Origin of the sequence: Paenibacillus pinisoli (assembly GCF_003605435.1) — a bacterium.
GTDB classification, from domain to species: Bacteria; Bacillota; Bacilli; order Paenibacillales; family Paenibacillaceae; genus Pristimantibacillus; species Pristimantibacillus pinisoli.
The window spans coordinates 1-11930 of record NZ_QXQB01000002.1 but is presented as its reverse complement, the minus strand read 5'-3'; the positions used below and the strand labels follow the sequence as shown (position 1 = coordinate 11930).

Annotated in this window: 7 protein-coding genes and 1 rRNA gene; 5 read left to right on the top strand and 3 right to left on the bottom strand. The window is 51.6% G+C overall.

Annotation, left to right across the window (positions count from 1 at the left end; genetic code table 11):
- Nucleotides 1-53 precede the first annotated feature (53 nt).
- Together D3P09_RS07520 and D3P09_RS07515 are read right to left on the bottom strand one after the other, a co-directional pair.
- A complete protein-coding gene (locus tag D3P09_RS07520) occupies nucleotides 54-1505 on the bottom strand; it encodes a SpoVR family protein (protein ID WP_120108632.1) in 1452 nt (483 codons plus the stop codon).
- Nucleotides 1506-1611: 106 nt separating this feature from the next.
- Nucleotides 1612-2520: a GGDEF domain-containing protein gene (locus tag D3P09_RS07515; protein WP_165867350.1), complete on the bottom strand. Its 909-nt coding sequence runs from the start codon at nucleotides 2518-2520 to the stop codon at nucleotides 1612-1614.
- 263 nt (nucleotides 2521-2783) lie between these two features.
- Between D3P09_RS07515 and D3P09_RS07510 the strand changes: the two genes are divergently transcribed.
- From D3P09_RS07510 to D3P09_RS07500, 3 genes are all read left to right on the top strand, one after another.
- Nucleotides 2784-4511, top strand: a complete 1728-nt coding sequence (locus D3P09_RS07510) for an ABC transporter ATP-binding protein (protein WP_120108628.1) — start codon at nucleotides 2784-2786, stop codon at nucleotides 4509-4511.
- Complete coding sequence (locus D3P09_RS07505) at nucleotides 4504-6333, top strand: ABC transporter ATP-binding protein (RefSeq protein ID WP_120108626.1); 1830 nt, start codon at nucleotides 4504-4506, stop codon at nucleotides 6331-6333. The genes D3P09_RS07510 and D3P09_RS07505 overlap by 8 nt, the downstream gene beginning before the upstream one ends.
- Before the next feature lie 80 nt (nucleotides 6334-6413).
- A complete protein-coding gene (locus D3P09_RS07500; RefSeq protein WP_120108624.1) occupies nucleotides 6414-6899 on the top strand; it encodes a YkvA family protein in 486 nt (161 codons plus the stop codon).
- Nucleotides 6900-7017: 118 nt separating this feature from the next.
- On the opposite strand, the gene glsA is transcribed toward D3P09_RS07500, so the two are convergent.
- The gene (gene glsA, locus D3P09_RS07495) at nucleotides 7018-7938 is read right to left on the bottom strand and encodes a glutaminase A (RefSeq protein WP_120110573.1); all 921 of its coding nucleotides are present in this window, start codon (nucleotides 7936-7938) and stop codon (nucleotides 7018-7020) included.
- Between the two features lie 259 nt (nucleotides 7939-8197).
- On the opposite strand from glsA, the gene D3P09_RS07490 reads away from it, so the two are divergent.
- A complete protein-coding gene (locus D3P09_RS07490) occupies nucleotides 8198-11224 on the top strand; it encodes an MBG domain-containing protein (RefSeq protein WP_120108622.1) in 3027 nt (1008 codons plus the stop codon).
- Nucleotides 11225-11598: 374 nt separating this feature from the next.
- Nucleotides 11599-11930, top strand: a 16S ribosomal RNA gene (locus tag D3P09_RS07485); the annotation flags it as partial.

The following is an 11930-nucleotide window of genomic DNA, read 5'->3' as shown; positions in this document are numbered from 1 at the left end:
TTCATATACAGAACTTTGGATAGATCAGGGATGGAAAGTAACGGGGGCGCGGATTAGATGAACTTGCGGCTCGTCTTTTTGCCGTCACAGCTGAACACGAGCTTTTTATCCTCGACGATGGTTTCCAGATGCACATTTTTTCCCCAGAGCTGAACCACATAAGGCAGCGTCCGCTCCACATACTTCAGGTCAAGCTCCGTTCCTTCATATTGATGGATCAGATATAGCTCCCCGGTTCGATTGAAGTCTCCATCCTTAACGAACAGGCTTGGGAATCCGCCGTTCACTTTGGAATAAACGAGCTGGTCCCGAATGTTCTCCCATGACTTGTCGGTAATCTTCCACTCCGGTCCTTTCTTCTCGAATATATACAGGTCCAGATCGTCGACCAGATCTTTGGTCAAGTAGTTGCGCAGGAAGGAGATGTCGGAATCGAATTCCCGCACTTCAAAGATTTTTTCGCGTCCCTTGCCCGGTGTGCGTCCGAAACGTTCCTGTTCTTCCTTCGTCGGATTGTCCCAGCGGCGCTCGATGTCTTCGAATATTTTCAATCCCAGATAATAAGGGTTCAGGCTATGGCGGGAGGGCACGACGACAGAGGAGTTCAGCTTGGCGAACTCGATGGTTTCGTCGCTTGTCAGATCCATCTCGCGAATAATGCGCTGATGCCAGTACGAAGCCCAGCCTTCATTCATAATCTTCGTCTCGATCTGCGGCCAGAAGTACAGCATCTCATCCCGGAGCATCGTCAGAATGTCCCTCTGCCAATCCTCCAGAATGGCGGAGTATTCCTCGATGAACCATATCAGATCCTTCTCTGGCCTCGGCGGGAACCGCTTCGCTTGCGCTGCCGCTTCTTCAGCCCTTTCTCTGGCTTCCGCTACCGCTTCCGTATCTAAATTCCACAAGTCCTCATAGGGGTCCGGGTGGGAAGGCCCGACTGCCCGTTCCTGCTCTTTCCGGCTCATCTCGATATACCGTTTCTTATCAAGCTGATAAGGCTTAATTAATGTGGGGTCTACATGCTCCTGAATGGCGAGAATGGCATCGATAAATTTCTCCACGGCCTCTGATCCATACTGCAATTCGTATTGGTGAATCCGATCGGCTGTGGCTGACATGCTCTCCACCATATTGCGGTTCGATACGCTGAAGCGCGCATTGTTCTTGAAGAAATCGCAGTGAGCCAGAACGTGGGCGACAATCAGTTTGTTCTGAATGAGGGAATTGCCTTCCAGCAGGAAAGCGTAGCACGGGTTGGAGTTGATGACGAGCTCATAAATTTTGCTTAGCCCGAAGTCGTATTGCATCTTCATTTTATTGAAGGTTTTCCCGAAGCTCCAATGGCTGAAGCGGGTTGGCATGCCGTAAGCGCCGAACGTATAGATTATGTCCGCGGGGCAGATCTCATATCTCATCTGATAGAAATCCAGGCCGAAACCTTGCGCGATCTCCGTTATCTCATCGATGGCTCGCTCAAGCTCGCGAATCTCATCCTGATTCATCTCTCATCCCTCCAGGTGGGTGTATAAAACACGGTTCATACCATATGTATGAATGAAGAGAGACGGTTATGAGGAGGACGGCAATTCGCTTACGGCCAAGCGTCAGTTATTCCGTTTTGTCGCTGTTTTTCATATGGTACATGGAATGATCTGCATCTGTAATCAGCTCTCGCAGCGTAGAACCGCCGCCTTGCTTGGAGCTCATGCCGACGCTGGCGTATATATAGACGAGCTGATCATCAATCAGGTATGGCTGCTTGAGCGAAAGCTTAATCTTATCTGCGATAATCATCAGGTCATTATTATCCGCCAGGTGCTGGAAGCAGATCAGGAACTCATCGCCGCCATAGCGGATCAGCACATCGGAGCGGCGGACGCTTGCGCGAAGCCTGGATGCAACTTCCTGCAGCAGGAAGTCGCCTGTGTCATGCCCATAACGGTCATTCACTTCTTTGAAATCATCAATATCAATAAAGAGGACGCTATACTGCTTGTCCGAGCCATTGTTGCATAAATGAGTGAGGTATCTGCGGTTGTACAGCCCAGTCAGGCTGTCGGTCAGGCTGGCATTCTCCAGTTCAATCATGTAGCCAAGAAGCGAGGCTAAGGACTGCAAGGATTCCCTCACGGCTTCCGTGAGTTCAATCGGGTTGTGGTCCAGCAAGCATATGGAGCCGATAAGCGCGGCGGTATCAGCCTTATAGAGCGAGACGGAGACCATGGCGCAATCGCGGGCAAAAGGCATGCAGCCCGAAGCCGCTATCCGGCTATCGTCCATGATGCTCGGAATGATGTGAAATTCGGTGGTCTGTTGGTTCGGAAGCGAGTTCGGCAGGACAGGCATGGCTGCCCCGTATGGAACAAGCTGTTCGCCGCGGCTGTAGACGCCGATAATGCGGTTCGACAAGGTTCCGTCATTCGCGGTCACGCAGATCGTGTTGACCTTGGAGATATGCTTCAACGTATGGATAATTCCTGCTGCTGCATCTTCGATTGAGCGGACGTGGCTGCTCATAATCTCAACTCCTGCCATGTAGTAAGGGCGATAGTCCTTGATTCCAGTAGCTTATCTAGTACTATAGTAGTCTAAACGATGGATGTCCTCAATCATTTTAGGAGCAAAGTAGGAATTTATCCCTAGAATATGGATTTAGTATCCCTCATCCCAACATAGCGGATAGTTTCATGCCATTTTTGTCCGGAAGGCATTATAATAATACATGTATATGGAAACTAAATGGGACATCATGGGATGGTGCCGGAGAGGACGCTTGAGCAATGAGAACTGTATTTTCTTATTTGAAACGATACCGGGCGGCTGCGATCCTTGCGCTGGCGCTTATGCTGACGGAGCTTCTTGTTGAGCTGTTCCAGCCCTATATTATGGCGAAAATGATTGACGAGGGCATACAGACACGCGACACGGAAGTCGTCTTCTTGTGGGGCGGCATTCTGCTGCTCTGTTCTGCAGCGGCATTTGCGGTCGGGATATTAAGCTCCTTCTATGCCGCTCATGTAAGCCAGAGCTTCGGCTTTGACCTGCGGGAGAAGCTGTATGGGAAGATTCAGTCCTTTTCCTTTGCCAACTTTAATAGCTTTCCCGAATCTTCCTTAATTACAAGGCTGACCAATGACATTGTTCAATTGCAAAATACGGTGTTCATGGGGCTCCGAATTATGCTGCGCGCTCCGCTATTTATTGTAGGAAGCGTAATTATGGCGTTTGTCGTGAACTGGCAGCTGGCTTTATGGTTTGCGGGATCGATCCCGTTTCTCGCCCTCTTCCTTTACCTGGTCATGAAGAGGGGGGAGAAGCTGTTCCGCTCTGTCCAGCAGAAGCTCGACCGGGTGAATGCGATCATGCAGCAAAACCTGATCGGCATGCGCTTGATCCGCGTATTTGTGCGGATGAAGCATGAGAGAGGCAGATTCGACAAGTCCAGCGGGGAGCTGATGGACCGGACGGTCGCGGCGCTGCGGCTCACAGAGATGACGACGCCGGTTATTCTTCTGGTCATGAATGCGGGCATTATCGCGGTGCTTTGGTTCGGGAAGGTGCAGCTCGAAGCAGGCAGCGCATCTGTGGGCGAAATAGTCGCCATAGTGAATTATGCGACGCGCACATTAGGCGTATTTTCTTTGATCTCCATGATTGTTGTTAATTTCTCCAAAGCAAAAGCTTCTTCGGAGCGGATCGAAGAGGTGCTGGTTACAGATGCCTCATTAAAGGATGGAGAGGCTGCACCTGCTCGCTCCTCTATTGCGGGAGAGATCTCATTCGACCATGTCACCTTCCGTTATCCGGATACGGAGGAACCGATTCTAAGCGATATATCCTTCCGCGCATTGCCTGGCGAGACGCTTGCTATTATGGGAGCTACAGGCTCCGGCAAGTCGACGCTGCTTCAGCTGATTCCGCGGTTTTATGATACGGCAGAGGGCAGCGTATCTATTGACGGGCAAGATCATGAAGGGTTGAAGATGGAGAGCTTGCGCAGAGCGATCGGTTACGTCCCGCAGGACATTGTGCTGTTCTCAGGTACGGTGGCGGACAATATCCGCGTGGGCAAGGAAGAGGCTACAATGGAGGAGATTATCGAGGCGGCCAAGCTGGCGCAAATCCATGAGACGATTATGAGGTTCCCGAATCAATATGATACCGTTATCGGGCAGATGGGCGTGAATTTGTCGGGCGGCCAGAAGCAGAGGCTGACCATTGCAAGGGCGCTTGTGCGCAAGCCGGCTATTCTTCTCCTGGATGATTGCACCAGCGCGCTGGATGTCCGGACGGAGGCGGCTTTGCTCGATGCGCTCAAAGCGATGAATTGCACGACGCTTCTCGTGACGCAGAAGGTGAGCTCGACAGCTAATTCGGACCGGATTCTCCTCCTCGATGACGGCCGGCTTCTGGCAAGCGGCTCCCATACAGAATTAAAGCAGCAGTCCCCGTTATATAGGAAGATCTGCCAATCTCAATCTGGAAAGGCGGGTGCGGCGCATGCTTGAACCGTTAAAGGAGCCATTCCGTTATGAACCTCCGAAGGCGCTTGCCCAAGGCGCTGGCGATGCAGGCAAGAAGAAACAAGCGAAGGCAAAGGATGCATCCGGCACGCTGAAGCGGATTTGGCGATATGTGGCGTATCACCGTACGAAGCTTGCGGCTGTATTCGCTATGATCGTATTCAGCACGGTATTGTCTCTGCTCGGCCCCTATTTGGCCGGAACGGCAATTGATAGATTCATAGAGGAGCGAAATACGGGCTTCGTTCCTTTCCTGCTTGGCATGGCTGTCGTGTACGGTCTGCATGCATGGACGATGTGGCTGCAAAACATATGGATGATTGGAGTTGCGCAAGAGACGGTTCGCGGGATGCGCCGCGATCTGTTCGCTCATCTGCATAAGCTGCCGATTCCGTTCTTCGCTAGGCGCCAGCATGGTGAATTAATGAGCCGTGTTACGAATGATATCGAGAATGTCAGCTCGTCATTAAACAGCTCATTCATTCAGCTTGTATCAAGCGTCCTGCTGCTGGTCGGCATTGTCGGCGTCATGCTGTCGCTCAGTCCGCTGCTTACGCTGCTTACCTTCCTGGTCATACCGCTTATGGTATTTGGCATGAAGTGGATTACAAGCCGTACGAGCCGTTTATTCAGAGAACAGCAGCGCAATATCGGCGATCTGAACGGTTTTGTCGAAGAAACGTTGTCCGGGCAGCGGATCATTAAAGCTTTTTCACGTGAAGAGGTTGTCACGAGAGCCTTTCATGAACGCAATAAACGGATTCATGAGTCCGGCTTCTGGGCGCAGGCCATCTCCGGCTTTATTCCGAAGCTGATGAACGGACTGAACAACTTCAGCTTTGCGCTCATTGTTGGGGTAGGCGCGCTCCTCGTGATCGGCGGGCATGGGGTTACCGTCGGTACGATTATGATCTTCGCCGAGTTTTCCCGCCAGTTCACACGGCCGCTCAATGATCTGGCCAATCAATGGAATACGCTTTTGTCAGCGATGGCGGGAGCAGAGCGCGTTTTTCAAATTATGGATGAACCGGTGGAAGCTGCGGATGAGAGCGAGGCGGCCGTGCTGGAGCGGATGGAGGGTCGGGTGGAGTTTCGCGGCGTTTCTTTTGCTTATCAGGAAGGCCACCCCATATTGCGCCATATCAGCTTTGAAGCGGAGCCTGGCGAGACTGTCGCATTCGTAGGTCCGACGGGAGCGGGGAAATCTACGATTATCGGATTGCTATGCAGATTTTATGAGCCATCGGCCGGGTCCATCCGGATTGACGGCCTTCCTGCAAGCGGAATCCGGCGCGACAGCTTGCGCGCCCATATGGCTTTTGTTTTGCAGGATCCGTTCCTGTTCGAAGGAACGATACGGGATAACATACGTTACGGCAAGCTTGATGCCGCGGATGAAGAGGTGGAGGAAGCTGCGAAGCTTGCCAATGCGCATTCGTTTATTATGCGGCTTCCCGGCGGCTATGGCGCAAAGCTTAAGCCGGATGGCGGCGGGATCAGCCAAGGACAGAAGCAGCTCATTGCGATCGCGAGAGCGATATTGGCGGACCCTGCTATTCTCGTATTGGATGAGGCGACGAGCAGCATCGATACCGTTACGGAAATAAAAATTCAAGAGGCGCTGCAGCGGTTAATGAAAGGAAGGACCAGCTTTGTCATTGCGCATCGGCTCAATACGATACAGACAGCGGACCGGATTATCGTCCTGCAGGACGGCAAGGTTACGGAGAGCGGCGCACATGACGAGCTGCTGGTTCGGGACGGCTTCTACAGCAAGCTGGTGAATGGCCAGGTTGTGCTGACTTAGCCGGAGTCTGATTTGCAATTGAAACGTTTTTTCACCTATGCAGTATTAATGGTTAACATAAGCTTCAAGGAGGCTATCAGATGGAACGACCAGATCAAGAGGGACAAGCTGAGGAACTCCGGGATGCACCGGACAGCGCGGAGCAGCCTGCAGCGGGGAATGTCGAGGCGGAGCAGCTGGAGGAGAAGGATATCCAGAAGTGGGCCGGCAAAATCGGCGATTATAATCAGCAAGAGAAGTATGTGCAGGAAGGCTTCTGGGGCAAGGTGAAGCGTTATGCGTCGAAGGTTCCTTTTGCTAGGGAAGTGGTGACGCTCTATTATTGCGCGACTGATCCGGCGACGCCGATGAAGGCCAAAGCAACGGCCATTGGCGCATTGGCTTACTGGATTCTGCCGATTGACCTCATTCCGGACTTCGTGCCGGTTGCAGGCTTCGCGGACGATGCGACAGCTGTATTGCTGGCATACAAAGCGCTCAGCAGCCAGATAACGGACGAGCACCGGGAGCGGGCAGAGCAGTTTTTTGCCATTAATCGTGATTTTAAAGTCATCACTCGGACGTAGCAGGCGCTCAACAAGGGTAACCATGCATCTCCGGACGAGGGAGTAATGGAACTATAAAGGGCCGTGGCCCAGCAATATCTATTGCTGGCTCACAGCCCTTGTTTGCGTTTCGCTTAATTTAGAACAAGCTCCAATCCATCTCCTTGGAAAGAGTCTCAAGCAGATGAACCCCTGCAATGCTATTGCCCTTCGGGTTCAGTGAGGGGCCTACGACTCCGATGCCATAGCGGCCTGGTACCATGGTCAGAATGCCGCCGGCTACGCCGCTCTTGGCAGGCAGTCCGACTTCAATGGCGAATTCGCCGGAGGCATTGTACATGCCGCAAGTCACCATAAAAGTTTTGGCGATTTGCACATACCGTCTCGGAACGAGATTCACGCCAGTTATCGGATCGGTGCCGTTATACGCCAGAACAAGCGCCATTCGAGCGAGATCTGCGCATGTGACGCCTATAGAGCAATGGCGGAAATAGACATCCAGCACATCGTCGACTTTGCCCTTAAGAACGCCGTTGTCTTTCAGAAAGTAGGCCATAGAGCGGTTAAGGTCCGCCGATTCGGCCTCTGAGCGATAGACGGCCATATCATAATCCAGCGAGTCATTCCGTGCCAGCTTTCGGAAAAATTGCAGCGTTCGCTCCGACTTCTCTCCGGAGCTGCCTCCAGCAATAAGGGAAGAGATTGCGATAGCTCCCGCATTGATTAACGGATTGAACGGAATGCCGGGCTGAACAAGCTCAAGCTTGAGCATGGAGTTGAAGTTGTCGCCCGTCGGCTCCATGCCTACCTTATCGAATACGACATCTTCTCCGTTGTCCATCAGCGCAAGGAGGAGGGTGAATACTTTGGATATGCTCTGCATGGTGAATGTGAGGCCGCAATCGCCTGCAGTGACGGAACGGCCTTCCCGATCGATAATATGGATCCCCAGCGCTTCTTGCGGCGCCTTTGACAATTCGGGTATGTAGGAAGCGACCTTTCCTTGCAGGCACTGCTCTTTGCTGGCTGCCAGCCATAGGGGCAGCTGCCGCTGCAGCATTTCAAGCTCTGATTCATGGCGATGTGCTTGGGACACCGTCTTCACTCCTTAGGTACGCTTTTTCAGAAATTATATCGGATTGGGCATCCCTGTTACAACAACGGGGATGCGAATCGCCGCACCATTTTTGCAAAGAAAATATTAACTTTTGTTAATAGGCTTATAGCCTTAGAAATGATAAAGTAAAAAGGCGTTTGGAATACATATTACATTGAAAAATGAAGAGACACTGTGGGACAGAAAGAGGGACTGGATTAGCATGAATAAAAACAAAACGTTTCAAAGTCGGATTGCTCTGGGAGCGGTACAGGTGTTGCTGGCAGCAATGCTTGCGCTTGTACCGGTGCTTGCTGCGCTGCCAGAATTGGCGGCGGCTGCCGATTTGATGGACCAAACGTCCGGAGCAGGGGAACCAGAGGGTACTTTTCGGGCACATGGAATGGCTCAAAGCTTTACTGCCGGAACGTCCGGATATTTGAATCGGATCGATTTGTACATGGTAGATTACGGGAACCCGAACATTGTGTTTACGCTGAGAATCTATGCAGGGCAAAGCATTACCGGACCGGCGCTTGCTTCGGCGACATTCAGCAGCAGCACGATTCCTTATAATCCAGGTGGCTGGACGAGCGTGTTCTTCACTCTTCCGGCACAGGTGCAGGCAGGTCAGCAGTATACGATGTTCTTGACGTCTTCCATCGGTGATTCACCACAGACGGTGTGGAAGACGTATACCACCGATGTATACGCAGGTGGGAAAGCCTATCGTGCCCCGGAGTGGTTTGACGATTATGATATGGGCTTTGCCACTTATGTCGGCCCTGAGCAAAGGGATTATACAACCTCGCTTACAGCCTTGCCCATAACCGGCACATATGGTCAATCCGTTATCATATCAGCGGAGCTCTCAACTCCGGAAGGCCCTCTTGCAGATAAGAGAGTTCAGATATCCATTGATGGAAATTCGATCGGTTACGTGACAACAAATGCATCGGGGAAGGCTGCAGGAAGTTATTCTCTGCGGCTGACTGCGGGCACCTATCCGCTTAAACTGTCATTACCGGCATCTAATCCTTATTCGGCAGCGGAATATGTGACTACGCTTACGGTCAACAAAGCCCCGCTTACGGTAACGCCTAATGATGTATCGAGGCCATATGGATCTCCTAATGGGAACTTTAGTGCCAGCTTTAGCGGTCTGATGGCTTGGGACACGGCTGCTTCCATTGGTCAACCGGTATATTCGACTGCCGCTCATGCATCCAGTCCAGTCGGCAACTACAATATAACGATCGGCGGTTTGAATTCAACAAAGTATACCATTACCTATTCGCTGGGGACATTAAGCGTAACGCCAGTGCCTCTAACCGTTACTGCGGCGGATCAAATTCGGGTTTACGGACAGCCCAACCCTGTTTTAACAGGCTCTATATCTGGTCTTGTGAATAACGATACCTTGCGCGCAGCCTACTCGACATCAGCAATCGCATCAAGTCCAGCGGGAACATATCGGATCGTGCCTTCCTTGTCAGATCCGGATAATGTTCTTCCTAATTATGCCGTTACAATTGATGAGGGCGAGCTAACGGTAACAAAAGCCGAGCTGCGTGTTACAACCGACCCGGTATCGCGCTGGGCCGACCACGCGAACCCGCCGCTTAAAGGGAGTCTTACAGGCGTTGCAGCAGGTGATTCCATTACAGCTCAATATGGAACGTCAGCGGAAGAAGACAGCCCTGCAGGGGAGTATGACATTACCGCACAGCTGGCGGATCCGCTGAATCGCTTGAATAATTACGAGATTATAATGGAGACGGGTAAACTGACGGTCTATGGGGCTCCTGAGCCGGTGCTTGCCTCTGGAGATACAGCTAATTCCGTGAAATCGAATATCGGTCTGCCGGGTATGGATGCTGCAAACCGTCCTATCCGCTGGACTTCTTCGGATAACAGCTTGCTTGATGCGGCAACTGGCGAGGTGCATCGGCCGGTGTATTCGGCTGGCGACTCTGTCGTCACGCTGGAAGCTGCAGTCGATGCGAATCAGACAACCTATCGGGCAATGTATCAACTTACAATCGCCAGGAAGGACCCGGTAGTCTCGATGCCGCCTGTAGAGCCGCAACCCGGCGCATACATTGATTTTGTAAACGAGAACAATCAAAAGGAACGGATAAGCTTCCCGTATTCTGAAGTAAATTCCGGTTTGTTGGCAATCGGAAATCATACAGCCAAGGGCTATTTTGAGCTGAGCGGGGAAACGGTGAATGAACTTCTTGAAATGAATGCCTCGCTTGCCGTTAAAGTGAGAATGGCTGGAGGCATGATGAAACTGCCGCTCTCCGATCTAGCGGCTGCCGCAGCCAAGCAATATTCAGGCAAGGACGGCACACAAGTCAAATTTGCGATTTACGCTGGAGAGACGGTTGCGGGTAATCCATTGCTTGCGGAGTTGAAGTCCCGCGGTGCAGAACTCTTGTCCGCGCCAGTTCAGTTCAAGGTGGTTATGAGCAGTGCTGATGGAACTGGATCTCATATCGTTCCATTAAGCGGCAAAGCGGAGCGGCACATTTTGGTACACAATACTGATGCCACCGGTCAGATTGTAGCCCTGTGGAATGATCAGCTGAGGCAGCTGAAATATGTTCCTGTCCGTTATGCCAAGACTGGAGAGCTGGACTATGCGCTTGTACCGGGCGACAGTGACGGGATATACGTTAATATCGCAAACCGAATAGCTTTCTCCGATATGCAAGATCATTGGGCCAAGCATGAAGCGGAGAAGCTGGCTTCCATGCTAATCTTTGAAGGAAAAGAAACGGGCGTCTTCGATCCGGGCACAGCATTGACCAGGGCGGAGACGGCGGCGTTGTTGGTCAGGGCGCTTGGAATCGGCGAAGCGGACCAATCGGCGGATCTATCCGACATCGGCGGGCAATGGTACGAGGCGGCAGTTGCGTCTGCCGCATCAGCCGGCTTGGTGACGGGGTATGAAGACGGAAGCTTCCGTCCGAATGATGCTGTCACAAGAGAGCAGTTGGCAGTTATTATTGCGAGAGCCATCGCTTATTCCGGGCGTTCCGACTCAACCATTCAAGAGGGATTTGTGCTGCCGAACGATTGGAACGACGTATCGGGCTGGGCAGCAGAGGCTGTAAACCAAATGCTTGCATTAGGTATTGTTAAAGGAGATCATGCCTGCAATTTCAACCCGCAACATACCGCGACTCGTGCGGAAGCGGCGGCAATGCTGAGCCGTCTTCTCGGCAAGCTCGGCTATATTTAGAGCTGGATTAGTTAGATTTCCTCAAACAAAACCCGTCAGTGTGCATTGCGCTGGCGGGTATTTTTTATGTTCGCAGTCCAGCCATGATTCATCTCATCATAAATCGGGTAAAGTTTTTTTATAAAAGTGCTTGACCAATTCAAATAGGCTATGGTATATTCTAATTCCGGCCGAGAAATACGGCGGACGTCAACGAGAAGCGAAAAGAAATTTTGAAAAAAAGCTTGCACGATGACGGGATATATGATAGGATAACAAACGTTGTCACTGAAATTTGATTGTTCTTTGAAAACTGAACAACGAGCGAAAATGCCCTGTTAATTCTAAGGAATTGATAGAAAAGCAACAACGTTATTGAGCAAGTCAAACTAACTTTTATGGAGAGTTTGATCCTGGCTCAGGACGAACGCTGGCGGCGTGCCTAATACATGCAAGTCGAGCGGACTTGATGGAGTGCTTGCACTCCTGATAGTTAGCGGCGGACGGGTGAGTAACACGTAGGTAACCTGCCTGTAAGACTGGGATAACATTCGGAAACGAATGCTAATACCGGATACGCGAGTTGGTCGCATGGCCGACTCGGGAAAGACGGAGCAATCTGTCACTTACAGATGGACCTGCGGCGCATTAGCTAGTTGGTGAGGTAACGGCTCACCAAGGCGACGATGCGTAGCCGACCTGAGAGGGTGATCGGCCACACTGGGAC

What these genes read in the sequence shown, in the direction of transcription:
- D3P09_RS07500 (WP_120108624.1), top strand. Translation starts at nt 6,414, where the DNA reads ATGGAACGACCAGATCAAGAGGGACAAGCTGAGGAACTCCGGGATGCA.
- glsA (WP_120110573.1), bottom strand. Translation starts at nt 7,938, where the DNA reads ATGCTGCAGCGGCAGCTGCCCCTATGGCTGGCAGCCAGCAAAGAGCAG.
- D3P09_RS07520 (WP_120108632.1), bottom strand. Translation starts at nt 1,505, where the DNA reads ATGAATCAGGATGAGATTCGCGAGCTTGAGCGAGCCATCGATGAGATA.
- D3P09_RS07490 (WP_120108622.1), top strand. Translation starts at nt 8,198, where the DNA reads ATGAATAAAAACAAAACGTTTCAAAGTCGGATTGCTCTGGGAGCGGTA.
- D3P09_RS07510 (WP_120108628.1), top strand. Translation starts at nt 2,784, where the DNA reads ATGAGAACTGTATTTTCTTATTTGAAACGATACCGGGCGGCTGCGATC.
- D3P09_RS07515 (WP_165867350.1), bottom strand. Translation starts at nt 2,520, where the DNA reads ATGAGCAGCCACGTCCGCTCAATCGAAGATGCAGCAGCAGGAATTATC.
- D3P09_RS07505 (WP_120108626.1), top strand. Translation starts at nt 4,504, where the DNA reads ATGCTTGAACCGTTAAAGGAGCCATTCCGTTATGAACCTCCGAAGGCG.